The sequence below is a fragment of the Streptomyces armeniacus genome (genome assembly GCF_003355155.1).
Taxonomy (GTDB): Bacteria; Actinomycetota; Actinomycetes; order Streptomycetales; family Streptomycetaceae; genus Streptomyces; species Streptomyces armeniacus.
The window spans coordinates 4,569,801-4,593,330 of sequence record NZ_CP031320.1 but is presented as its reverse complement, the minus strand read 5'-3'; the positions used below and the strand labels follow the sequence as shown (position 1 = coordinate 4,593,330).

Sequence of the window (23,530 nt, the reverse complement as noted above, 5' to 3'; positions counted from 1 at the left end):
CCGGTCCGGTCGGGACGTCGCGGACGGAGGCGCCGCGGGAGGCGCGGTGGGCGCGGGAAGCGCGGTGGGCGCGGACGGCGCGGTGGGCGCGGGCGGCGCGGTGGGCGCCTCCGGCGGGTCGGGTTCGCACGGTACGGGAGCGTCCTCGTACCGACGGGCCGACGGGATACGGCCCGCGCCGGGGGCGGCGCCGTGGCCCCGTCGGCTGCGTCCCTGCCGGCTCCGTCCACGTCGCCGGCGGCCGCCGTCTCGCGCCCGGGTGCCTCCCCGGCGTCGGGCCCCTCCCGCGACAGCCGCTCGTCGAGCGACTCGCCCTCCCGCTGCTCGCTCCCCGTCGGGCCGTGGCTCTCCACGGCCAGCGGCTTCTCCGGCGGTGAATAGCCCTCGTCGAGAGCGCTGTCCAGGCCGCGGTCGACGAGAGTGTCCTCCGGTTCGAGCACGTTGGTGTCCTCCTGCACCCCCCACACACCACCCCCCACACTTGCGGGCCGCCCGCGTACGGCGGAGCGGCCCGGCGGCCGTGGTGTGTGCGCGGCGCCGTCCGGCGTCGCGCACCCCCGCAGCAGCGCCGCACCCGCACAGCGACGCCTCCGCCGGCGGTACGGTACGCGGCGCGAGTGGTGCGTGAGGTTCACGGGTAGAGGGCCCGTGACGGGGGCTCCGTAACCGCGCAAGGCGTGACGACGGGATGATCGGCCGTGGAAGAGACCCCGCGCGAGGTGGTGCCGCTGCACCGGCTCGAAGTCCCCACCCCGCACATACTCCCCTTCGCCATGGGGTCGTTCGACTCGATCGGGCCGCTGTCCCGCGCCGCGTACCCGCACCGGCACACGTTCCACGAGATCGTCTACGTCACCAGCGGCCGCGGCAGCCACGTCATCGACATGTGCCGCTGGCCCCTCGACCCCCCGCACCTGTGCTTCGTCACGCCCGGCCAGATCCACTACTGGCAGCGGGCCCGCGATCTGCACGGCTGGGTCATCCTGTTCGACGACGCGTTCCTGCTCGCCCACCCCGGCGACCGCGAGCTGCTGCGCGGCCTCGGCGAACGCCCGTGGCTGCGGCTGGACCCCGCTGCCGCCGCCGACATCGAGCCGGTGGTGACCGGGATGCGCCGTGAGTACCGGCAGCAGCGGCCGGGCATGGTGTCCGTCCTCCAGTCGTACCTGCACATCCTGCTCGTACGGGCCGGCCGGCTGCCGGGCGCGGGCGGTCAGCGGCCCGTACGGTACGCGGGGCAGCACCCCGGGGCGGCCACCGATCTGTCGCGGCGGTTCGCGCAGCTGCTCAACCGCTCAGCACCGGCCGTGGCCGGCACCTCCGTACGCGAGTGGGCGGCCGAACTGGGCGTCTCCGTCGGCTATTTGAACGAGGCAGTCAAGTCCGCCACGGGACGTACGCCGGGCCAGCTGATCCGGCAGTCCCAGGTGCTGGAGGCCAAACGGCTGCTGGCCAGCACGGAGTTGACGGTCGGCCGGGTCGCGCGCGAGGTGGGCTTCACCGACGCCGCGTACTTCTGCCGCTTCTTCCGCCGCGAAACCGGCATGTCCCCGGGGGAGTTCCGGCGCGACACCGGACGGAATCACCATGCTCACCGCACTCTGTCCATCGACCACATGGACGGCTCTCCGTAAGGTCTGGACCACGCCCGGCCGGCCGCGTCCGACACCCCCCGACGCGAAGGAGAGCACCGTGGAAGGCGAGACAGGCGACACCTCCCCGGACACACGCGCCGACGGAACCGGCACACCCGGCACCGCCGGCGGACCCGACGGCGTCAGCCGCAAGACCGTGCTGAAGGCCGCCATGGCCGTGGGCCCCGCGGCGGTGCTGCTGGGCAGCGCGCCCGCGCTGGCCCGGAACCGGACCGCCACCCCGGACAAGCCCCTCACCCCCACCCCGTACTGCGACGACGGCGACGACCCGACGCCGCCGCAGACCGAGGGGCCGTACTTCACGCCCGGCTCCCCGGAACGCGACTCGCTCGTCGAGCCCGGCTCCTCGGGCACCCTGCTGACGGTCTCCGGGTTCGTCTTCGGGCTCCAGTGCCAGCCTCTCGGCGACGTCCTGCTGGACTGGTGGCAGGCGGACTCCCGGGGCGCGTACGACAACGTGGGCTACCGCTACCGCGGCCACCAGTTCACCGACTCCACCGGCGCGTTCAAGCTGACCACCCACGTGCCCGGGCTGTACCCGGGGCGTACGCGGCATCTGCACGTCAAGCTGCAGGCCCCGAACCGGCCGGTCCTCACGACGCAGCTGTACTTCCCCGGCGAGCCGCGCAACAACACCGACCCGATCTTCAACCCCGCGCTGCTGATGGACATCCGCGACGGCGGAGGCGGCAAGGAAGGGTCGTTCGACTTCGTCCTGAACGTCCAGGGCAGCGGGCCGAGCGACCCGCCCGGCGGCACCTGGAAGGCGGCGACCGGCTACCGGCCGGGCGACCGGGTCACCTTCGGCGGCGCCACGTACGAGTGCCTGCAGGCCCACCAGGCCACCGCGGGCTGGGAGCCGCCCCACGTACCCGCGCTGTGGCGCCGCGTCTGACGGCCGCCACCGGCGTGTGCGAACCCGGACCCGGGTGGCGGTGACAGGGGCGCCGCCCGGGTCCGTGCCCACCAAGTGGCGGGTGTGGGCCGCCGCTTGGTGGGTCTTTCCCGCCGGGCGCGCGCTGCCGCGCCGAGTGCCCTCGGGCTACTTCGCCGGCTTCCGGCCGGTCACCCCGAGGTGCACCAGCAGCGCCAGGCTCGGCCTGAGTTCGCTCTGCTTCACACCCGAGCTCTGGAAACCTTTCTGCTGGGACGCCGCAGCCGCCAGCATGGCCACCAGCGAGCCCGCGACCGCGGGCGCGCTCACGTCCGGGTCCACGCCCCGGCCCTTGGCCTGGAGGTCCTTGACGCTGTCGGCCAGGGGGTTGGCGACGGAGTTGAGGATGCGCGTACGGATCTTGTGGAACCGCTTGTCGCCCTCGGCCGCGCCCAGGTCGACCACGCGCAGGATGGCGTCGTTTTTGCGCCAGAACGAGAGGAAGCCCTCGACCAGGTCCTCCGCCGCCTGCCGGCCCGACCTGCCCGCCCAGGAACGGCCCGCCACCAGCTCGCTCAGGCTCGCGCTGTCCCTGGCCATGGACTCGGCGAGCTCCAGCACGGCGCCCTCGACATCCGGAAAGTACTGGTAGAAGGTCGCGGGGGACGTGCCCGCCTTGCGCGCGACATCGATGACCCTGACATCGCGGTACGGCGAGGAGTTGAGCATCTCGCCGAGGCAGTCGAGCAGCTTCTGCCGGGTCGCCTGCCCGCGGCGCCCGGCCACTCGGCCGTCGACGGTTCGCACCTGTCCTGTCATGTCGTCAGCTTACCGACGGGTGATCGGCGCGCGATTCGACGACGGGCAAACGGGTGCGCCCGCCCCTGCGGTTGTCAGTGCGGCCGGTTAGCGTGCGGTTGTCTCCCCTGTTCCCATCGATCCTGTGCACACCGATCACATGGAGTCCCCCGCACGCGGAGCGCGGTCACGACAGCACAACAGGAGGTAGTCGACGATGGCTGGAAATCCCGAGGGGGCGCCCTGCTGGGTGGTCGCCATGCTGCCCGACCTCGCCGCGGGCAGGCGCTTCTACGGCGAGCTGCTCGGCTGGACGTTCAGCGACCCGGACCCGGACCGGCACGGGCACACGGTGGCCCTCGACGACGGGAGGTCCGTCGCCGGGCTGCTGGCGAAGCCCGACGGCCGGATGCCCACCGAGTGGATCATGCATCTGGCGGCCGGTGACGCGGCCGCCACCGCGGAGCGCGTCCGCTCCGCGGGCGGCCAGGTCATGATGGAGCCGTTCGCGCTCGGCTCGGCCGGGGTCACGGCGGTCGTGGCCGACCCGGGCGGCGCGGTGTTCCAGCTGTGGCAGCCGGGCACCCACCAGGGCTTCGAGGTGAAGGGGAAGCCGGGGGCGTACGCCTGGGCCGAGGTGTTCACGCGGGACGCGGCGGCGGTCGACGCGTTCTACTCCGAGGTCTTCGGCTTCGGCGGCAAGGATCTGACGGACGTCCTCGGCGAGGACTATCTGATGTGGACGCCCCGCGGCGAGCCCGTCGACGAGGAGCACGCCGTCGGCGGCCGCTGCCTGATCAACGAGCGGTATCCGGCGGAGATGCCCGCGCACTTCCTCACCTATTTCGGGGTACGGGACTGCGACGAGGCGGTCCGTACGGCGGAGCGGCTGGGCGGACGTACGCTGCTGGGGCCCGAGGACTCCCCGTACGGGCGTTACGCGGTGCTCGTCGACAACCAGGGCGCGAGCTTCGCCGTCCTCACCACGCAAGATTCTCCCTGACGACCCTAAGGGGACTACGCCTGCTTTCTCCCTGTTTATGGCACCGAGACATGCGAACACGACACGACCGGGCGGCCCCCGGGTTCGCAACCGTCGGCTTTGCCAGGAAGAATCGGCCTCGGGACCCTGGGTCCGGCATGGCAGTGAGAAGCTGCACGGGGCGGGTACGACGCGAACGCCCCTACGGGGAGGTGGCAGGCAAGTGGTGGAGCAGCTGACGCAGCACGATCCGCGCCGGATCGGGCCGTTCGAGGTGCTCGGCCGTCTCGGTGCCGGTGGCATGGGGCTGGTGTATCTCGCGCGCTCGGCGTCCGGCCGCCGAGTGGCGATCAAGACGGTCCGGACCGAGCTCGCCGAGGACCAGCTGTTCCGCGTGCGCTTCACCCGCGAGGTCGAGGCCGCCCGCGCGGTCAGCGGCTTCTACACCGCGGCCGTCGTCGACGCCGACCCGCGCGCCGCCGTGCCGTGGCTGGCGACCGCGTACGTGCCGGCGCCCTCCCTCGAGGAGATAGTCAATGAGTGCGGCCCGCTGCCCGTGCAGGCGGTGCGCTGGCTGGCGGCCGGAGTCGCCGAGGCGCTCCAGTCCATCCACGGCGCCGGGCTGGTGCACCGCGACCTGAAGCCGTCCAACGTGCTGGTCGTGGAGGACGGCCCGCGGGTCATCGACTTCGGCATCGCCTCCGGCGTCTCCAACACCCGGCTGACCATGACCAACGTCGCCGTCGGCACCCCCGCGTACATGTCGCCCGAGCAGGCACGGGACTCGCGCAGCGTCACCGGCGCCAGCGACATCTTCTCGCTCGCCTCCACCCTGGTCTTCGGCGCGACCGGGCACGCGCCCTTTCACGGCGCCAACCCCGTCGAGACCGTCTTCATGCTGCTCCGCGAAGGCCCCGACCTGGAGGGCATGCCGGAGGAACTGCGTCCGCTCATCGAGTCCTGTATGCGGATGGCGGCCGAGGAGCGGCCCAGCCCCGCGGACCTGCAGACCCAGCTCGCCCCGCACCTCTTCTCGTCCGGCGGCGACGACAGCGGCACCGCCTCGGCCTGGCTGCCGGGCGGCGCCGTCGCGCTGATCGAACGCAAGCGGGGCGCCCGTACGCCACGGGTGCGCCCCGCCGGCGAGTCCGGCGGCGGCAGCGGAGGCCACGGCTCCGGGCAAGCTTCCGGGCACGGCGGCCCGCGCCACGTCCCGGACGGTGCCGGTCCCGACCTGGCCGCGATGCCGCCGTCGCAGGCGGCATCCGTGCCCGCCGCCCCGTCACCGCCCGAGACCGGGCAGGGCCCGCCGGACAGCGCACCGTACGCGCCCGCGGCACACGGCGGCCCGCCCGACGGCACCGACTGGGACGCCGCGTGGCGCGGCGGCGCGCCCGGAGGCCAGGGCGGCCCCGGCGGCGCCCACGCGGGCCCCGGCGGCCAGGGCGGCGCCGGCATCCCCGCCGGCCCCGGCGGGCCCTCCGCCGTGGGCGCGGGCGGCGCGTACACGTCCGGCGCCGCGGCCGCCTCCGTGGCCTCGCCGCCCGTCGTACCGCCGAGCGTGCCCGGCCCCGACGGCGCCCCCGTACGGCTGCCCAACGCGCAGGTGCCCATCGGGCCCGGCCCGCGGCGCACCGACGAGGTGCGCGACTCGGAGGCCGGGCCGGGCACCGGCTGGGTACGCCCGCCCAACGGCGCCTCCGCGGCCCACGGGCCCGCCCCCTCGACCGCCGCCCACGCCGCTCCGGTGCAGCCCGTGCCGCAGACCTCCGTGGCGGACGGCGCCGCCCCGCCGCGCTGGCGGCCGTGGCGGTTCCGCATGTCGAACGACGTGTGGGGCACACCGGTGGTTGCCGACGAGCTCCTCTACGTCACGTCCTTCGAGGTACACGCGCTGGACGTCGCCACCGGGCGGCGTCAGTTCAAGACCCGCGAGGTGGCCTGGTCCATGGCCGTCTCCGGCGGCCGGGTGCACGCCTCCGACGGGCCCAGCCTGTACGCGCTGGACGCGACCGACGGCGCCGAACGCTGGCGCCTCGCCACCGACGGCTGGGTGTACTCGCTGAACGTCGACCGCGGCACCGTCGTTACCGGCACCCGCGGCGGCGGCGTCCAGGCCTGGGAGGCGGCCAGCGGCGAGAAGCTGTGGGAACTGACCGGGGCGCAGGCCGACTTCGAGACCCCCGAAGCCGGTCCCGTGGTCCAGGACGGCACGGTCTACGCCTGGGGCGACGGCCGCCTCTACGCCATGGAGGCCCGCACCGGCGCCGAGCGCTGGGCGTACCCCGTCGGCGACTCGGCCGCGACCGGCGGCGTCCCCGTACGGCTGACGGTCGCGCCCGACGGCGCCGTGTACGTCTGCGCCGGCTCCCGCGTCCTCGCCCTGGACGTGGCGAGCGGCGCGGAGCGCTGGCGCTTCGACGCGCCGGCCGCGTTCCTGTGCGCGCCGGCGTTCGTACCGGGGCCCGCGGTCGCGGGCGGCGGCATCTACCTCGCCGACTACCTCGGTACGGTCTACGCCCTCGACGCCACCAACGGGCACGACCGCTGGCGCATCGCGACGGAGTCGCGGCACTCGACGGAGCCCGTGGTCGTCGCCGACGGCCTCGTGCACCTCGGCAGCGGCGGCGCGCTGTACACGCTCGACGCGGTCAGCGGCACCCCGCGGTGGCGCTTCGCGGCGGGCGGCGACGTGATCGGCGCCCCGGTCGTGGCCACGGGCCGCGTCCACTTCGGCTCCGCGGACCACTGCCTGTACACGCTGGACGCGGTCGGCGGCCAGCTCCGCTGGAAGCTCGCCACGGGCGGGGAGATCACCGGCTCGCCGGTGGCGGTGGGCGGCGTCGTCTACGCGTGCAGCAAGGACCGCTGCGTGTACGCCCTGGACGCGGCGAAGGGCACGGGCCAGCCCCGCCAGCCCTGACCCCGGGCCCCGGGCGGGGGCCCAGGTGGGCCGCGCCGGTCCTTGTCCGGCGAGGCCGGGCACTTCCAGCCCGTCCGGCGTTTGAGGACGGCCGTGCACCCCCACGGCGCTGAGCCGTCGCCCCGGTGGGCCCCGCCCTCGCCGGGGCCGTCCCGCGGCACGGGCCGCGGACTCAGGCCGCGTCGCGGTGGTCGTGGTGGCCCAGGTGCATGCGGTGGAGCAGGCGGCGCGGCAGCGTCTCCTTCTTCTCACCGTCCGCGCCCTCGCCGCCCCCTTCGCCGCCCTCGGCCTCCTGGGCCTGCGCCTTCGCGTCGGCGTCGGCGCCCGCCCCCGTGTCGGCACGGCGTTCGCCGCCCGCACGCGGGCCGACCGGCACCTTGTCTCCGTGCGGGCCGGTGCTCGTGCTGGCCCGGCTCTCCGACTGCGGGACCGCGGCCGCCCGCGGCCTGGGCCTCGCCGGGCGGTCAGCAGCCGCGGGCTCCGACGGCGCGGCGCCCGCGTCCGTACGGGCATCCGCGCCCGTACCGGCATCCGCGCCCGCGCCCGTACCGGCATCCGCGCCCGTACGCGCATCCGCGCCCGTGCCCTTGTCGCGCCCCGCCGCGTACGCCGCCGTGCCCGCTCCGGCGCCCATGACGGTGCCCGCGCCCGCGCCCGCCGCAGGCGCGCGGGACGGTTCGGCGGGCTCGGCCGCCGGCGCCGCCTCGGGCTCGGCTGCGGGGCGCCCGGGTGCGGGGGCGGGGGCCGCAGGCCCGGGCGTTGCGGGCGCCGGCCGCTCCGCGCCCGCGCCCGAACCCGCGGCCGTACCGGCGGCACCGGCGCCACCCGCCGCGGCACCGGTCCCGGCCGCGCTCGCCGTACGCCCCTCGGCGTGCGCGTCGTCGTCCGCGACGCGGTGCCGGCCGCGGCGCCGGCGCCGTCCCTTGATGGCCATCGCGCCGGCCAGCAGCACCAGCCCGCCGCAGAGCGCCAGGGCGACGCCCTCGCCCAGGCTCGGTCCCTCGCCGACGGTGAGGCTGCCCGCGGCCTGGCCCTGGCGCACCATCCACAGGATGGTGAAGCCGAGCACGGCCAGTCCGGCCAGCCCGACCAGCAGGATGGACCGCAGCAGCACGCCCGCGAGTGCGACGAGAGCCGCGATGGCCATGGGCAGGAACAGTCCGCCGAAGAGTCCCGCGTCGGCGCCGGAGATGCCGTCGGGTGTGAAGAGTTCGCCCAGTCGGAAGTCCTGGCCCTCGCGGCCGCCGTACCAGTCACGGAAGGGGCTCCATACGGCCGCTGCCGCTCCGATGAGGGCGAGCAGGGAGCCGATCACGTTTCTCGTGGTGTTCATCGGCGTCGCCTCGCTTCCCGTACGGGTGCGCACTGTGCGTCGTCTGTCATCGACGCTACGCCCGCCGGTATCCGTGCGCCACCGCAGCAGTACGGGGTTCCCGCGCGTACGGATCGCAAACCCGCAGTTGCCCCGCCGCAAACCCGCCGTGGCCCCCGTCGCAGACCCGCCGCGGCCCTGCCGCAGACCGGCCGCAGGCACCGACAGGGCACCGCCGGTTGACCCTCTCACCGTGTGAGGCCCTCTACTGATGGAGTCATGTTCACCATCGGAGACTTCGCCAAGCACGGCCGCGTGTCGGTCCGGATGCTGCGGCACTACGACGCCATCGGACTGCTGCGGCCCGCTCACGTCGACGAGGCCACCCGCTACCGCCACTACGGCGCCGAGCAGCTCGCGCGTCTCAACCGCGTCATCGCGCTCAAGGACCTCGGCTTCAGCCTGCAGCAGGTCGCGGCGATCCTCGACGACCGCGTGAGCGCGGAGGAGCTGCGCGGCATGCTGCGGCTGCGGCGGGCGGAGCTGGAAACGGCCGCGGCCGACACGGCGGCCCGGCTGGCCCAGGTCGAGGCGCGGCTCCGGACGATCGAAAGCGAGGGGTCCATGCCGACCGACGACATCGTGCTCAAGCGCCTCCCGGCCGTACGGCTGGCGGAGCTGTCCGGCACCGCCGCGAGCTTCGTACCGCAGGACATCGGCCCGGCGATCGGCCCGCTCTTCGCGGAGCTGTGCCGCCGTATGGAAGCGGCGGGGGTGGTGCCGGACGGGCCGGGGCTCGCGCGGTACGAGGACGCTCCGCCGGAGGACGGCGGCGATTCCGGGGCGATCACGGTGCGCGCGGGGCTGCCGGTCGCCGCGTCCGACGTCCGGGCCCTCGAACGCTCCGAGGGCGCGGAAGCCGCGGAGAACCGCATCCGGATCGTCGAACTGCCCGCCGTAGAGCGCGCCGCCACGATCGTGCACCGCGGCTCGATGGACACGGTGCTGCCCACCGTTCAGGCCCTGGCCCACTGGATCGACGCCAACGGCTACCGCTCGACCGGCTACGCGCGCGAACTCACCCTCTCCGCCCCGGAGGACACCTCCCAGTGGGTCACGGAGCTCCAGGAGCCCCTCACCTCCTGAGCTCCACCGCGGCCTGGCCCGCGGCGCGGCGGCGAGCCCCGCCAGCGGCACCCGACGACCGTACCGGCCACGGCAGTTGGCTGAAAAGCACCGCCGCCGTCGTCACCCTCCGCACTCCCGGGCCCACCGCCGCCGTGCCCGTACGCGCCGCCGCGCGCGCGGCGGCGAGGCGAACGGCCCGTGGCGGAGTCGTGAGCGGGCTGTGGCAGGCCGGTGGGGAGCCCGCGGAGTGCGCCTCCCCGGGGGAGTCGCCTGGGCGGCGGCGGAGGGCTGTGGCGGGTGTCCGGGAGGCGTGCCGAGCGGCTCCGTACGGTGCGCGGTGCGGGCAGTGAAAACGGGGCCGAGCCGTTGGATCGGCTCGGCCCCGTGATCGCCGATGACGTCAGGCCCCGTGGTGGTCGCCCTCTTGGGGGATCGCTGCGCCGTGGTGATCCTGGACGACGACGGTCGTCTGCCGGTCGGATATGTGGGGGCCCTGCGGCTGGCTTGCCAGTGCGGGCCCGGAGGCGGCGGCGACGATGCCGGCCGCCACGGCGCTGAGGACGAAGATCTTCTTTAGGCGGGTCACAGTAACTCCTCGTGGGTGGGGCGGGGGGCACCCTCCGCAGTGAGAGTTCGGTCCGGCGGAGGGCGTCTATTACAGTCTGTGCCCGCCTGATACCCGATTAGTGATGGATTCCGGACAGTTTCGAACACAGTGAGGCCCGGCACCGGCGGCACCCCCTCTTCGCCACCGATGCCGGGCCGCCTGCCCCCGTAGGAGATGGTCTAGTTGGCCGGCTCGCTCGAACCGTGGTGGTCGCCCTGAACGCTGATGTTCGCGGGCTCGCTCGAACCGTGGTGGTCGCCCTGCGTGCTCACCTCGGCCGGCTCGCTCACGTTCTTGCGCTTCTTGTTGGTGGTCTGCTCGCCGTCCGCTGAAGTGTTCTTCTGAGTCGTCATGCTGACTGCTCCTCTGTTTCAAGTCGGTGGCAGGGCCCGTCCAGCGGCTCCCCCGTGGGCCGCCGGACGGGCGCTTCAGGGCCGCAGAACCCCAGCGGGACGGCGGCCTTTCCCCCATCGATCCGCCTGCCCCCCGACGCGACGGTTCGATGTGTAAGAGCATGGCGGAGGGTGATAAACGATCGATGAACGTATGGTTGGCGTTCCGTCCGGAGTCTGTCGCCGCAGTGTCCCGGCGCTGTCTCCGCCCTGCGACAGAGGCGCTGCGCTGCGGTAACGGCCGCCGCGACGCCGCCCGCAGGCCCCGTCGCACCGCGCTCGTACGCCAGTCGCTCGTACGCCCGTCGCCCGTCGCCCGTGCAACGCACCGGGCCCGGCGGGAGGTTCCCCTACGCCGCCACTGACGGCGTCAGCAACTCCCGTACCTCTTCGGCCTCCGCGGACCCGTGCTTGTCGAAGATGGACAGCGCCTCCCGCCAGCAGGCGCGCGCACGGTCGGACTGGCCGAGCGCGTCCAGCGCCTGACCGAGGACCATGAGAACGGTGCCGCGCCGCCACTCGCCGCCGATGCCCCGCAGGGCGAGCGCCTGTTCGGCGTGTGCGGCGGCCTGGGCGGGCCGCCGGTCCTGGAGGTGGGCCTGGGCGATGCGGAAGTGCGTGACGCCCTCCCAGAGGCCCTGGCGGCTCTCGTGGAAGATGCCCAGGGCGTCGTTGAGCTGACCGAGCCCCTCGGTGACCCGGCCGGCGCTGACGAGGGCGACGCCGAGCGTGTAACGCCCGTTGGCCAGCCGGAGGGTGAGCCCCATGTCGTCGTAGATCGCCACGCCCTGGCGGGCGAGTTCGATGGCGCTCGCGTTGCGGCCCAGCGCCATGTGGGCGCGGGAGAGGTTGCACAGGGCGCTGGCTTCCGAGGGACGGTTGCCGGTGTCCCGGAAGGTGACCAGGGCCTGGCTGACGTACTCCTCGGCGGCCGAGTGGCGCCCGAGGTAGTTCGCGGCGATGGCGCGGTCGTTGAGCGCGTACGAGTACGAGATCGGGTCGCCCGCCGCCTGGCCCAGCAGACCGGCCCTGCTGGCCTCCTCGTCCGCCTGCTCGAAGCTGCCGGTCGTGAGGTAGATCAGCGCGAGCACCGCACGGGCGCGTGCCTCGGCGTGTGCGTCGTCCGCCTCGTGCGCGGCCTTCTTCAGCGCGCTGGCGACGAGTTCGTACTGGCGGATGTTGATACCGGCCTCGGCCAGGTCGCTCGTGACGAGCAGCAGATCCACCGCGCGCCGCAGCGTCGGCCCCGACGCCAGCTGCAGGGCGCAGGACAGGAAGCAGCCGGACTCGGCGAAGAGCCAGCTGGTCGCCGCGCTCAGGTCGCGGAAGTGCAGGCCGCGTTGGGAGCCCGTGTCCTCGAGGTGGTCCACCATGCGTTCGCCGGGGCGGTCGAGCCTGTGCACCGCCGCCGCCGTCGCGAGGTAGAAGTCCAGCAGCCGCGCCAGCGCCGCCTCGCGTTCGGACGGCGGGTGCTCGTCGCGTTCCGCGCAGGTGCGGGCGTAGAGGCGTAGGAGGTCGTGGAACCGGTACCGGCCGGGGGCCGCGGACTCCAGCAGCGAGGTGTCGACGAGGGATTCGAGCAGGTCCTCGGTCTCCTCCGGGCCACGGTCCAGCATGGCGGCGGCCGCGTGCAGGGAGATGTCGGGGCCCTCGGCGAGGCCCAGCAGCCGGAAGGCGCGGGCCTGTTCCCTGTCGAGCTGGCTGTAGCCGAGTTCGAAGGTGGCCTTGACGGCCTGGTCGCCGGCCTGGAGTTCGTCGAGGCGGCGGCGTTCGTCGGCGAGCTTGCTGGCCAGGATGGAGACGGTCCAGGTGCGCCGGGCGGCCAGCCGGGCCGCGGCGATGCGGATGGCCAGGGGCAGGAAGCCGCAGGCGGCCACGACGTCCATCGCGGCCTGCCGTTCGGTGGTGGTCCGCTCGTCCCCGACGATGCGGGTGAAGAGGGTCATGGCCTCCTCGGGGCTCATCACGTCGAGGTCCACGAGGTGCGCGCCGGCCAGGTCGACCATGCGGGCGCGGCTGGTGACGAGGGCCGCGCAGCCCGCCGTGCCGGGCAGCAGCGGCCGCACCTGGGCGGCGTCGCGGGCGTTGTCGAGAAGGGCCAGGACGCGGCGTCCGGCGAGCAGCGAGCGGTACATGGCGGCGCGTTCCTGCACGCCGTCCGGGATGGACGTGTCCGGGGTGCCGAGGGAGCGCAGGAAGGCGCCGAGGACAGCTTCCGGTTCGGCGGCGGTGGGGCCGGCGCCCTGGAGGTCGACGTACAGCTGGCCGTCCGGGAAGTGCTCGCTGGCGGCGTGCGCGACGTGCACCGCGAGGGTCGTCTTGCCGACTCCGCCGATGCCCGCGACCGCGGACACGGCCATCACGGTGCCCTCGGCGGCCGCGAGCTGGTCGCCCAGCTCGGCGACGAAGCCGGCGCGACCGGTGAAGTCGGCGACGGTGGCGGGGAGCTGGGCCGGCCGGAGCGCGTCCGTGGTGCCGGCGCGGGCGGGTTCGTCCGCGGACAGGGACAGGTCGGAGTCGGCCTCGAGGATGCGCTGCTGGAGCTCGGACAGTTCGGAGCGGGGGTCGACGCCGAGCTCGTCGGCCAGCAGGCGCCGCGTGTCGGCGTACACGGCCAGCGCCTCGGCCTGCCGTCCGCTGCGGTAGAGCGCGAGCATCAGCAGTTCGCGCAGCCGCTCGCGCAGCGGGTGCGCGGCGGTCAGCGCGGTGAGTTCCGATACGGCCTCGGCGTGGCAGCCGACTTGCAGGTCCAGGTCGAGCCGGTGCTCCTGGAGGCCGAGCCGCCACTCCTCGAGCCGGGCGCGCTGCGCCTCCGCGTACGGCCCCGGCAGGTGCGCGAGGGGTTCGCCGTCCCACTGGGCCAGGGCCGCGTCGTACAGCTCGCGCGCCCGGCAGCGGTCGCCCGCCGCGGCGCACTTCTCCGCGTCGGTGGCGAGTGCGGTCGCGACGTCGACGTCGAGCACGGCGCCGGCCGCGTGGGTGCGTATCGCATAGCCGCCGGACTCGCTCACGAGCAGGTCCGAGTCGGGGGCCAGCGCCTTCCGGATGCGTGACGCGTACGTACGGAGCGCGGCCTTGGCCTGATCCGGCGGGTCCTCGCCCCACAGGGCGTCGATCAGCTCTTCCGCGGTCGCCGTGTGGCCGCCGCGCAGCAACAGGGCGGCGAGCAGGGCCCGTTGCTGCGGCGAACCCGTGCTGAGAGCGCTGTCACCGCGCCACGCCCTGACGGGCCCGAGCACCGTGAACCGCAACTGGTGTTCCCGCTGCCCGGTGTCGCGTCCCGTGTGGCCCTCGGCGCCCATGGTGCCCCCTGCCGTCGTGCGCTCCGCTTCCGCATCGGCCAGTGTGCCTTGTCGGCGCTCCTTACGTCAGCACGGTACCGGCCTCATCCGCCGGGTTGCGGCCTGGATGTGCCTATTCTGCGCTTTCCGTTGACCGAGATGTGACCCTTGTTTAGTTGATGGGCCATCAGGGATCCTGCCCAACGGCCGTCGGCACATGCCCGTTTCGGTATTCAGTTCGGCTCCGGGGGGCGGGGCGTGGGCGGCTTCGCGGGGCGGGTGCACGGCCTGTTCGCGGGCGGCTGCGCGTACGGCTCCGGGCGGGGCGGTCAGCCGGGGCCGCCCGGCGCGGCCGACAGCAGGACCGGCAGCGTGCTGTGGCCGTTCGCGACGAACGAGCCGACGTGCTCGATGTCCGCCGGTGCCACCGCGAGCCGCAGGTCCGGGAAGCGGTCGAAGAGCGCGGGCAGCGCCGTCAGCGCCTCCATGCGGGCGAGGGGCGCGCCCAGGCAGAAGTGGACGCCGTGGCCGAACGACAGGTGCTCGGGGCCGGGGCGCGCGGGGTCGAACCCCGCTGCGGCCGGGCCGTGTTGGAGCGGGTCGCGGCCGGCGGCGGCGAAGGCGGCGAGGATGGGGTCGCCCTTCCGGATGGTGACGCCGCCGCGGCCCTCCAGTTCGATGTCCTCGACCGCGTACCGCAGCGGCATGTACGCCACGCTCGGCGCCCACCGCAGCGTCTCCTCCACCACGTCGGCCCAGGTCACCTCGCCCGTACGGACCTTCCGGAGCTGTTCCGGGTGGGTCAGCAGGGCGTGTACCGCGTTGCCGATGAGGTTCACCGTGGTCTCGTGCCCGGCGCTGAGCAACAGCAGCAATGTGGCCAGCAGTTCCGGCTCGGTGAGCCGGTCGCCGTCCTCGTCCCGCGTCGACACCAGAGCGCTCGCCAGATCGTCGCCCGGCTCATTCCGCTTGCGTTCGATGAGGGCCGAGAACGTGCGCTCCACGTCCGCCATCGTGCGGGTGGCCTCCTCCGGTGTGGCCCCCGTGTTCATGATCCGCTCGACCAGGTCGGACAGCTCCGCACGCGACTCCTCCGGGACGCCGAAGAGTTCGCACACGACCCGCATCGGCAGCGGGAACGCGTACGCCGCGCGCAGGTCCACCGGTTCGCCCGGTGGCGTACGGGCGAGCGCGTCCAGCAGTTCGCCGGTGAGGTGCTCGACGCGCGGGCGCATGGCCTCCGTACGGCGCGCGGTGAACGCCGGTGACATCAGCTTGCGCAGCCGCCGGTGCTCGGGCCCGTAGGAGGTGAGCATGTTGACGGGGCCGACCCACGCCTCGATCCAGGTGCCGCGGTGTTCGCCGCGCTGCCAGGCGGGCCAGTGCTGCCGCGGGTCGCGCGACACCCGCGGGTCGGCGAGTAAGCGTTTGAGCACGCCGTGGTCGCTGACCGCCCAGGCCGTGATGCCGCCCGGCAGCTCTACGCGTGCGGCGGGCCCGCGCTCGCGGAGGCGTCCGGCCTCACCGGGGACGTCCCGTCCGGCCGGGTCGATGACGATGGGCTGCTGCCCCATGGCGTGGCTCCTGCCTGGTCGGGTGTGATCGGCGTGAAGCGTGCGGGGAGTTCGACGAGCGCGCGGTGGAACGGACCGTGCCGCCACACCAGTTCGTCGTGCGGGACGGTCAGCTCGATGTCGGAGAGCCACGCGGTGAGGCGTTCGATGGCGGTGGTCGCGATGAGCCGCGCCGGGTTCTGCACCGGGCAGGAATGCGGCCCGGCGGCCCACGCGAGGTGCGCGCCCCCGCCGGAGCCGCCCGCGCCCGCGGACTCGCCCGGACGGGTGCGGCCGTGCTGGGTGTTGGCGGCGGCGTACGACACGAGGACGAGCTGGCCCGCCCGTACCCACGTGCCGTGGAAGAAGACGTCGCGCCGCGGGAAGTGCGGGGACAGGTTGGACATGGGCGGGTCGTTGTGCAGGACGTCGTGCAGCGCGTCGCGCGGGGTGAGGCCGCCGCTGGACAGGGTGCTGTAGTAGCGGTCGTCGGAGAGCATGCGGGCCAGGGCGTTGCCGATCAGGTTGGTGGTCGGGTTGTGGCCCGCCGCCATCGTCAGCACGATCTGGTCCTGCAGCTCCTCCTGGCTCAGCTGCGCGGGGTGGTCCATGAACCAGGACGTCAGGTCCGGCCCCCGGCGCTCGCTCTTCTCGGCGATCAGCTCGCCGATGTACGAGGAGAACGCCGTGTTCGCCGTCGTGGCCTCCTCGGGCGTGCTGGCGTCGAGCATCCCGCAGAGGGCGGCCACCAGCTGGTCGCTGTGCGCGTCGGGCATGCCGAAGAGGCGGTTGAAGACCAGGACGGGCAGCTTGCTCGCGTACTCCGCGATGAGGTCGGCGCGCCCCTTCCCGGCGAACCGCGCGATCAGCGCCTCCGACGTCTGCCGCGTGTGCTCGCGCAGCTCGTGCGGCGGGATGAGGGCGAAGCTGTCGGTGACGACCTGGCGGTAACGGCGGTGCGCGGCACCGTCGTTGACGAGCGCGTTGGGGCGCCAGCCCAGTATGGGGAGGACCGGCGAGTCGGGCGGTACGGTCTCCTGCCACCGCCGCGAGTCCTTCGACCACGTGTCCGTGTCGTGCAGCAGCTCCAGCGCCGCGCGGTGGTCGGTGACCAGCATGGCGCCGATGCCGGGCGCGATCTCGACGGGGGCGAGCGGGCCGTACGCGCGCAGCCGGTCGTACACGCGGTACGGGTCGGCGGCGAACTCCGGGCCGTACAGCGCGGCGACCTCGTGCCCGGAGCCGGGCCCGGGCCCGGGGGTGTCGGTGGTGCCGGTGCCGGTGCCGGGCGTGCTGGGGGAGGTCACGCGGACTCCTGGGGCGTATGGGCGAGTACGTGTCCGACGAGGGCGATCAGCGCGTCCGCGGCCTGGTCGCGGTCGCGCGCGTCGCAGTACACCAGCGGTGTGTCCGGGTGCAGGTCGAGGTGGTCGCGCAGCGTGTCGGGGGAGTGCGCGGGGGAGTCGGGGAAGGTGTTGACGGCGACCGCGTACCGCAGCCCGGCCTCCTCGACCAGGTCCATCACCTCGAACGAGTCCTCCAGCCGCCGCGTGTCCGCCAGCACCAGCGCGCCCAGCGCGCCGCGCGCGATGTCCTGCCACAGCGGCCGGAACCGCCGCTGCCCGGGCGTGCCGAACAGGTACAGCACCAGGTCGCCGGGGAGCGTACGGCGGCCGAAGTCGATCGCGACCGTGGTGGTGGACTTCTCGCGCACCCCCGCCAGATCGTCGACCAGCGCGCCGCTGCGCGTCATGATCTCCTCGGTGTGCAGCGGCGCGGTCTCCGACAGCGAGCGGATGAAGGTGGTCTTGCCGACTCCGAACGGGCCCGCCACGAGCAGCTTCACCAGCGTCTGGTGCATGCCGGCCAGATAGCCGCCGACGGGGGCGGCCGGGGCGGGACCGTTGCCGCCGGGGCCTCCTGCGCCTCCCGTGCCGCCGGGGCCGCTAGGAGGACTTGAGAGTGCGGAGTCCATCGAGAACCTTCTCCAGTATCTCGCGTTCGGGCAGTCGGTGTTCGGGCGCGGGCGGCCGCGCCTGCAGGTGTCCCGTGTCGACCAGATCGGCCACCAGGACCTTCACCACGCTGACGGGCAGCCGCAGATGGGCCGATGCCTCGGCGAGCGACAGCGCGCCGGGCCGCAGCAGGTCCAGCAGCCGCCGCTCCTCCGGGCGCAGCCCGCTCAGCGCGTCCGGGCCGCCGCCGGTGCCGCCGGCCGGGCCGGGGCCTCCGGCGCGGCCGGGGGCGTCGGGTACGTGCAGGACCGACAGCCGGTCCAGCGTGTTGCGGCTCGGATTCGCGCGCCCGTACGTGGCCAGGTAGGCCGGCACCAGGCGCCGGCTGCCACGGGGTCGCCCGCTCATGCCGGCACGTCGTCACGTGGTGGACTGCCCATGGCCTTGGCCCCCAGCGTGGCGACCTGCACCTGCATCTGGTGCGTGACCACACGCATGTTGACGTCCGGGGCGGCGTAGACGGTGAGGCACGTGTTCTCGCCCGCCGGGATGGCGAAGACCCAGCCGAGGTCGGACTCGATGACGGTCTGCCGCAGCTGCACCTCGTCCTTGCCGGCGAACGCCAGCGAGGTCGTACGGGCGGCGCCCTGGAGCGCGGACATCATCGCGGCCACGCCCTCGGCCGCCTCCTGCTCCAGACCGGGCGAACGGCCCTGTATGAAGCCGTCACCGGAGATCACGGCCGCGTGCACCACGTGCGGGAGTTCGAGGAGCGGTCCGAGCACCCAGGACATGTCCTCGGGCACGGGTCGCCGGGTGGGATGGGGGGTCATTCGGAGTGGTTCCCTTCGGAATCGGTGGCGGGGCCGGTGTCGCTGCCGGTGCCCGTGCCGGTGCCGATGTCTGTGCCGGTGGCGGGGTGGTCAGGAGCGGGGCCGTCCGGGGCGGGGCCGTCCGGAACAGGGCCGGGGGCCGCGCTGCCGGCGGCCGTCGTGCCGCCGTCCGCCGCGCCGACTTGGGGCGGGAGCGGGTGGCTGCCCGTGTCGCCGGTCGCGGCCGCGCGGCCGGACTCGGTGCCGCGCTGGAAGTCGCCCCAGCGCTCCGCGCTGCGTTCGGCTTCCGCCTCGGCCTCTGCCCCCGGCAGCGGCAGGGGCCGCGCCTGCCGCCCGGTGGCCTCGGCGATGTCCGCGGCGCGGAGCGTCACCGTCTCGTCGCCCGCCGCCAGCGGCCTGCGGCGCCGCCGCCGCGGGAGTTCGCCGCCCTCCGGTGCGGCGGCGGGCGCGTCCGTACGGACGTCAGCGGAGTCCCGTACGTCAGCGGGCTCCCGTACGTCAGCGGGCTCCCGTACGCCTGCGGGCTCCCGTACGTCCGCCTGCCGCTGCGCCGTGGCCGACGTCGCACCAGGCGCTGCACCAGGCGCCGCACCGGGCGCCGGGCCCGACGCCGGCAGCGGAGCCATCGGGGAGCGCGGGCACTCGTCCTCGTCGAGCAGCGTGAGCAGCGGCTCGCCCGGGATGTACAGCACGGCCCGTACGCCACCGTACGGTGACGCCTCCACGTGCACGCTGAAGCCGTACTGCCGCACCAGCTGCCCGATCGCCGCGAAGCCCGACCGCACCGGATCGCCCAACTCCGTGATCAGCACGGGGTCCTTGCCGGACATCAGCCGCTGCGCGCGGAGTATCTCGTCCTCGTGCATGCCCACGCCCGCGTCGTCGATGATCACCGACGCGCCGCGGTTGCCCTGCTGGACGGTGACGGTGACGGGCAGTTCGGGGTGGGAGTAGTGCAGGGCGTTGGCCATCAGCTCGGTGAGGGCCACCGCGACCGGTTCGACGGCGCGGGCCACCACGCCGGTCGGGTCGCGCAGCTGGTTGGTGACCTGGATGCGTTCGTAGCCCTGGAGGCGGGACGTCGCGCCGACCACGACGTCCGTGAGATGCGAGTCCTGACGGGTCAGCCCCGGCCACGCGCCGCACAGCACGGCGGTGGTCTGGATGCGGCGCAGCGCCTGCTCGTTGAGGAAGTCGGCGGCCAGCAGGTCCTGCGCGAAGGCGGGGTCGTCGTGACGTTCCTGCATCTCCTGCAGCAGCGTCTGCAGTTGGTAGAGGAGCGCCTGGATCGTCGTCGAGGTGCCGCGCAGGGCGCTCTGCGCGGCGGCGTCGACCCGCAGCTGCTCCTTGCCGACGGCCTCGCTGACCCGGTCCAGCACCGAGGTCAGCGACTGGTCCAGCTCCGTACCGGCGACACGCGGGTCCGCAGGCCCCCGTACGGGCATGTGCGGATGCGAAAACGAGGTGGCCAGGTCCGGCAGCCGCGCGCCGGCGAGGTGACGAATCTCGGCCTCGGCCGTACGCAGCCGGGAGGCGATGTCGTCGCGGTGGTGAGTGACGTTCCCGAGGTCGGTCTCGGCCGTCACGGCGCGCTGTCTCAGCCCGCGCAGCTGCCCCCGGGTACGCGCCAGGACGGGTGCCATTCCTACGGCGGCGACCGTTCCCACGGACGTGAGCACGGTCAGAGCCACCGGTATGTCGGTCATCGGAATCCTCGGTCAACTGGATTTTGGGCACGGCGAATACTCGCCACTCAACACTCGCCACGCGGGCTCCCCCTGCCTCCCCGGGCGCGGCACATCACACATGTTGCCGTAGTAACCGGCGCATCACACCCTGCGGGAGCACACTTGTGTGTCGTGTCGGCGGCGGGGACCGAAAGCGGAGCCGTACGGGGGCGCTTGAGTGCGTGCCGCACGGGTGCCGTATGCGTGCCGTATGCGTGCCGTACGGGTACCGCGGGGGCGCTCCCGTACGGAGCGCGCCGCCGCCCGCGTCCGCGCCCCGAGGGTGGGCAGAATGAGCGCATGACTGTCACTGGCACCGACATCCCGGGACCCGCCGGACTCCCCGTCGTGGGCTCGATGTTCGAGCTCCAGCGGGACTCGCTGGGCGCGTTCCTGCGCGCCCAGCGCGAGCACGGCGACGTCGTACGCGTCTCGGCCGGGCCGCCCGGCCTCCGTACGGTCGTGTACGGGGTCTTCTCCGCGCCCGGCGCGCAGCAGGTGCTGGCCACCGAGGCGGCCAACTTCCGCAAGGACAACCCCTTCTACGGCGAGATCCGCGAGTCGTTCGGCAACGGCCTCCTCACCGCACAGGACGCCGACTACCGGCGGCAACGCCGCCTCGTACAGCCCCTGTTCACCCGCCGCCGCGTCGACGGCTACGCCGACACGATCACCACCGAGGCGGAGTTGGCCGTACGGCGCTGGCGCGACGCGGTGGACGGCGGCACCACCGACCTCGTACTCGACATGAACCGGCTGGCGCTGCGCACCGTCACCCGCATCCTGTTCGGCATGGACGTCGAGGAGGCCGTCGACGTCACCCACCGCTGCTTCCCCGTCATCAACGACTACGTGCTGCACCGCGCGTACTCGCCGCTCAGCCCGCCGCGCGGCTGGCCGACCCCGGCGAACCGGCGCGCGGAGGCGGCGACCCGTGAGGTGTACGCGGTGTGCGACCGCATCATCGCGGAACGGCAGGCGGCAGACGCGTCCCGTACGGCGGACGCGTCCCGTACGGCGGACGGTGCGGGTGCGTACGGTGCGGGTGCGGACGGCGCGCTGCCGGACGGTCCGGGCACGGTCACCTCGGGCACGGGGGCCGACGACCTGCTCGACCTCCTCGCCCGCGCCCGCAGCGACGAGGACCGCCCCCTCGACGCCGACGAACTCCGCGACCAGGTCCTCATCTTCCTCCTGGCCGGACACGAAACCACCGCCACCTCCCTCGCGTTCACCCTCCACCTGCTGGCCCGGCACCCGGAGCAGCAGCGCGCCGCACAGGACGAGATCGCCCGCGTCCTCGGCGAACGCGCGCCCACCGCCGCCGACATGGAGAAGCTGCCGCACCTGACCCGGTGCCTGAAGGAGGCCATGCGGCTGTACCCTGCCGCGCCCGTCATCGGCCGCCGCGCCGTCGACGCCTGCGAGATCGACGGCCACGCGATCCCCGCCGGAGCCAACGTGGTCGTCTCCCCCTGGGTCACCCACCGGCACCCCGGCCTGTGGGAGGACCCGGACCGCTACGACCCCGAGCGCTTCACCCCGGAACGGGAGGCGGAGCGCCACCGGTACGCCTGGTTCCCGTTCGGCGGCGGCCCGCGCGCCTGCATCGGGCAGCACTTCTCGATGCTGGAGTCGGTCCTCGCCCTGGCGGTGCTGCTCCGCGCGTACGAGGTGCAGCCCGCGGACGACAACGACGTACCGGTCTCGGCGGGCATCACGCTCCAGCCCACAGGCCCGGCCCGCGCCCGCCTGCGGTCCCGCGCGTAGCGCGCGGCCGCGGGACGGCGTCCGCCGTGGCGCACGTACGGGTACGTACCCGTACCCTGTCCGTGTGCTGGGAAGGAGCCGCTCTCATGTCCGACGCCAACATCCGCATCCCCTCCGAGGCGCGCGACCGGCTCGCCGAGATAGCGGCCGCCGAGGGCCTCTCCCTGCGCGCCTACCTCGCCCGCCTCGCCGACCATCTGCTTACGCCTGCCGAGCGTGCGGAACAGGCTGAGCGCGCCCGCGCCGCACTACGGGAGTGGAACGGCTACGACCCCAGCGAGGCCGAAGCGGCCGATCTCGACGCCGAGTTGGACCGGCGGCTGGCCGAAGCGGGCAGTCCGTGACCGACGCCCGCCACGTCGTTCTGGACGACACCGCCATGGTCGCGGCGGGCCGCGGGAACGTCCTTGCCTCCCGGCTGATCCACCGTGCGCACGCCGAGGCCGGCTGGTTCCTGTACGCACCGGCGTGCGCCCTGGTCGAGGCCGACCGCATCCGCCCCGGCACGGCCGAGCACATCGCCGCGCTGCCCCGTATCACCGTCCTTGAGCTGGACCTGCCCGCGGCCCTCGCCGTCGCCCGCGAGCCCGCCTGGGCAGCGCCGCACACTCGCCACGCGGCGCAGCCCACCCCGGACCGCCCCGCCGGCGCGGTCATCGCCACCACGACGCCGGGGGACTGGAAGGGCCAGGGTGTACGTGTCCTCGACCTGAGCGCGTGACGGCAACGACTTCCGGCCTGCCCGGCGCCCGGCCGCCGTCACCCGGTGAGCGTGACGGGGAGGCGCGAGTCGACGCCCCGGCCGAAGTCCGGGTCGCCGCCGCGGATCAGGAGTGACTGGTCCGTGGCGGACGCGCGGTACAGACGGAGGTCCGCGGGCGCCCGCAGTTCGTCCGGGGCGATGCGGCGGGCCTCCGGAAGGCGCACGCCGTACACCTCCGCGCAGCGCTCCAGCTCCCGTACGGGCACCTCCTCGGCCAGCGCCGTCACGTACACCGCCTCGGCGGAGCCGATCGGCACGGACGAGTCGAAGATGACGATGCTGACCTCCGGCCGGCCGGCGATGTTCAGCGAGTGCCGGGCCTCGGGGGAGGACACCCAGTAGAAGTCGGAGTAGCTGTCCGGAGTGAAGTACACCGGCGACACCCACGGGCTGCCGGTCTCGTCGGCGGTGCCGAGCGCCATGTACTTGTTGGCGTCGACGACGCCGCGTGCGCGGTTCCGCAGGATCTCCTCGCGGGACATGCCGTCACCCCTCCCCGCCGGCGGCACGGGCCGCCGTCTGGTCGCGCTCGGTGCCGTACCCCAGGTCGCCCTGCCAGCCCTCCGGGCCGTCCACGACGTCGAAGGTGTGCCGCCCCCTCAGCACCGCGTCCGTCGCCTTGGTGGTCGTGTCGAGCAGTGTCAGATCGGTCTCCGTACGGGCGCTGAAAACCCAGTCGTGCAGGCGTTCCCCTCCGTCGCCCAGTCCGTTGTGGACACCGGGGTTCGGCCCGGTGACGTACCCGTCCAGGGACATCGAGATGTCCACGGTGAAGATCCCCATGACGTGCTCCTCCGTCTGCTGGGTCTGCTGCGTCTGCGCGCTGCCGGGGCTACGCGGTTACGCGGTCACGCGGTCACGCGGTCACGCGGTCACCGGGACAGACCGCCGCCGGGGTGAAAACTCATCGACCCGCCGGTGTGATCGTCACCCAATCCTTGAGGGTGTGCGAGTCCGGTGAGACCGTGGGCCGTCAG

General features: G+C 74.0%; 21 protein-coding genes. 8 read left to right on the top strand and 13 right to left on the bottom strand.

The features are described from left to right. Positions 1 to 698 precede the first annotated feature (698 nt). Together DVA86_RS19945 and DVA86_RS19940 are read left to right on the top strand one after the other, a co-directional pair. Complete coding sequence (locus DVA86_RS19945; protein WP_342776366.1) at positions 699 to 1,634, top strand: helix-turn-helix transcriptional regulator; 936 nt, start codon at positions 699 to 701, stop codon at positions 1,632 to 1,634. A 58-nt stretch (positions 1,635 to 1,692) separates the two neighbouring features. Beyond that, positions 1,693 to 2,550 (top strand): dioxygenase family protein, encoded by an 858-nt coding sequence (locus DVA86_RS19940; protein ID WP_425470881.1) that lies wholly within the window; start codon positions 1,693 to 1,695, stop codon positions 2,548 to 2,550. Between the two features lie 147 nt (positions 2,551 to 2,697). Here the strand turns inward: DVA86_RS19940 and DVA86_RS19935 are convergent, their stop codons facing one another. After that, entirely contained in the window at positions 2,698 to 3,348 is a 651-nt protein-coding gene (locus DVA86_RS19935) for a TetR family transcriptional regulator (RefSeq protein WP_208880139.1), read from the bottom strand. A gap of 196 nt (positions 3,349 to 3,544) precedes the next feature. Here DVA86_RS19935 and kbpA point away from each other — a divergent pair, with 196 nt between their 5' ends. Together kbpA and afsK are read left to right on the top strand one after the other, a co-directional pair. After that, a complete protein-coding gene (gene kbpA / locus DVA86_RS19930) occupies positions 3,545 to 4,330 on the top strand; it encodes an AfsK-binding protein KbpA (RefSeq protein WP_208880137.1) in 786 nt (261 codons plus the stop codon). Positions 4,331 to 4,532: 202 nt separating this feature from the next. Then, positions 4,533 to 7,232, top strand: coding sequence for a protein serine/threonine kinase AfsK (afsK, locus tag DVA86_RS19925; protein WP_208880136.1), 2,700 nt, complete (start codon positions 4,533 to 4,535; stop codon positions 7,230 to 7,232). A gap of 172 nt (positions 7,233 to 7,404) precedes the next feature. On the opposite strand, the gene DVA86_RS19920 is transcribed toward afsK, so the two are convergent. Further along, positions 7,405 to 8,565: a hypothetical protein gene (locus DVA86_RS19920; RefSeq protein WP_208880134.1), complete on the bottom strand. Its 1,161-nt coding sequence runs from the start codon at positions 8,563 to 8,565 to the stop codon at positions 7,405 to 7,407. A gap of 258 nt (positions 8,566 to 8,823) precedes the next feature. Here DVA86_RS19920 and DVA86_RS19915 point away from each other — a divergent pair, with 258 nt between their 5' ends. Next, a complete protein-coding gene (locus DVA86_RS19915) occupies positions 8,824 to 9,690 on the top strand; it encodes a MerR family transcriptional regulator (protein ID WP_208880132.1) in 867 nt (288 codons plus the stop codon). A gap of 382 nt (positions 9,691 to 10,072) precedes the next feature. On the opposite strand, the gene DVA86_RS19910 is transcribed toward DVA86_RS19915, so the two are convergent. From DVA86_RS19910 to DVA86_RS19870, 9 genes are all read right to left on the bottom strand, one after another. Continuing rightward, entirely contained in the window at positions 10,073 to 10,258 is a 186-nt protein-coding gene (locus DVA86_RS19910; protein WP_208880131.1) for a hypothetical protein, read from the bottom strand. Positions 10,259 to 10,458: 200 nt separating this feature from the next. Beyond that, positions 10,459 to 10,632 carry a hypothetical protein gene (locus tag DVA86_RS19905; RefSeq protein WP_208880129.1) on the bottom strand — a complete coding sequence of 58 codons (174 nt, stop codon included), beginning with the start codon at positions 10,630 to 10,632 and terminating at the stop codon, positions 10,459 to 10,461. A 389-nt stretch (positions 10,633 to 11,021) separates the two neighbouring features. Then, positions 11,022 to 13,973, bottom strand: a complete 2,952-nt coding sequence (gene afsR / locus DVA86_RS19900; protein ID WP_208880128.1) for an SARP-family global regulator AfsR — start codon at positions 13,971 to 13,973, stop codon at positions 11,022 to 11,024. Positions 13,974 to 14,281: 308 nt separating this feature from the next. Continuing rightward, entirely contained in the window at positions 14,282 to 15,526 is a 1,245-nt protein-coding gene (locus tag DVA86_RS19895; RefSeq protein WP_208880126.1) for a cytochrome P450 family protein, read from the bottom strand. Next, a complete protein-coding gene (locus DVA86_RS19890; RefSeq protein ID WP_208880124.1) occupies positions 15,433 to 16,812 on the bottom strand; it encodes a cytochrome P450 family protein in 1,380 nt (459 codons plus the stop codon). The genes DVA86_RS19895 and DVA86_RS19890 overlap by 94 nt, the downstream gene beginning before the upstream one ends. After that, the gene (locus DVA86_RS19885; RefSeq protein ID WP_208880123.1) at positions 16,809 to 17,366 is read right to left on the bottom strand and encodes a GTP-binding protein; all 558 of its coding nucleotides are present in this window, start codon (positions 17,364 to 17,366) and stop codon (positions 16,809 to 16,811) included. The genes DVA86_RS19890 and DVA86_RS19885 overlap by 4 nt, the downstream gene beginning before the upstream one ends. 85 nt (positions 17,367 to 17,451) lie before the next feature. After that, positions 17,452 to 17,868: a DUF742 domain-containing protein gene (locus tag DVA86_RS19880; RefSeq protein ID WP_208880122.1), complete on the bottom strand. Its 417-nt coding sequence runs from the start codon at positions 17,866 to 17,868 to the stop codon at positions 17,452 to 17,454. Beyond that, on the bottom strand, positions 17,865 to 18,293 hold the full coding sequence (locus DVA86_RS19875; RefSeq protein ID WP_208880120.1) for a roadblock/LC7 domain-containing protein: 429 nt from the start codon (positions 18,291 to 18,293) through the stop codon (positions 17,865 to 17,867). The genes DVA86_RS19880 and DVA86_RS19875 overlap by 4 nt, the downstream gene beginning before the upstream one ends. After that, the gene (locus tag DVA86_RS19870) at positions 18,290 to 19,999 is read right to left on the bottom strand and encodes an ATP-binding protein (protein WP_208880118.1); all 1,710 of its coding nucleotides are present in this window, start codon (positions 19,997 to 19,999) and stop codon (positions 18,290 to 18,292) included. Before DVA86_RS19870 ends, DVA86_RS19875 begins: the two co-directional genes overlap by 4 nt. Positions 20,000 to 20,320: 321 nt before the next feature. Here DVA86_RS19870 and DVA86_RS19865 point away from each other — a divergent pair, with 321 nt between their 5' ends. The 3 genes from DVA86_RS19865 to DVA86_RS19855 all read left to right on the top strand — a co-directional run bounded on the left by DVA86_RS19865 (position 20,321) and on the right by DVA86_RS19855 (position 22,511). Continuing rightward, positions 20,321 to 21,790: a cytochrome P450 gene (locus DVA86_RS19865; RefSeq protein ID WP_208880117.1), complete on the top strand. Its 1,470-nt coding sequence runs from the start codon at positions 20,321 to 20,323 to the stop codon at positions 21,788 to 21,790. 86 nt (positions 21,791 to 21,876) lie between these two features. Next, a complete protein-coding gene (locus DVA86_RS19860) occupies positions 21,877 to 22,134 on the top strand; it encodes a hypothetical protein (RefSeq protein WP_208880115.1) in 258 nt (85 codons plus the stop codon). After that, positions 22,131 to 22,511, top strand: a complete 381-nt coding sequence (locus DVA86_RS19855; RefSeq protein ID WP_208880114.1) for a PIN domain-containing protein — start codon at positions 22,131 to 22,133, stop codon at positions 22,509 to 22,511. Before DVA86_RS19860 ends, DVA86_RS19855 begins: the two co-directional genes overlap by 4 nt. 38 nt (positions 22,512 to 22,549) lie before the next feature. Here DVA86_RS19855 and DVA86_RS19850 read toward each other — a convergent pair whose 3' ends face one another. Both DVA86_RS19850 and DVA86_RS19845 read right to left on the bottom strand, forming a co-directional pair. Beyond that, on the bottom strand, positions 22,550 to 23,035 hold the full coding sequence (locus DVA86_RS19850; RefSeq protein WP_208880112.1) for a pyridoxamine 5'-phosphate oxidase family protein: 486 nt from the start codon (positions 23,033 to 23,035) through the stop codon (positions 22,550 to 22,552). Positions 23,036 to 23,039: 4 nt separating this feature from the next. Further along, a complete protein-coding gene (locus tag DVA86_RS19845) occupies positions 23,040 to 23,336 on the bottom strand; it encodes a hypothetical protein (protein WP_208880110.1) in 297 nt (98 codons plus the stop codon). Positions 23,337 to 23,530: the final 194 nt, after the last annotated feature.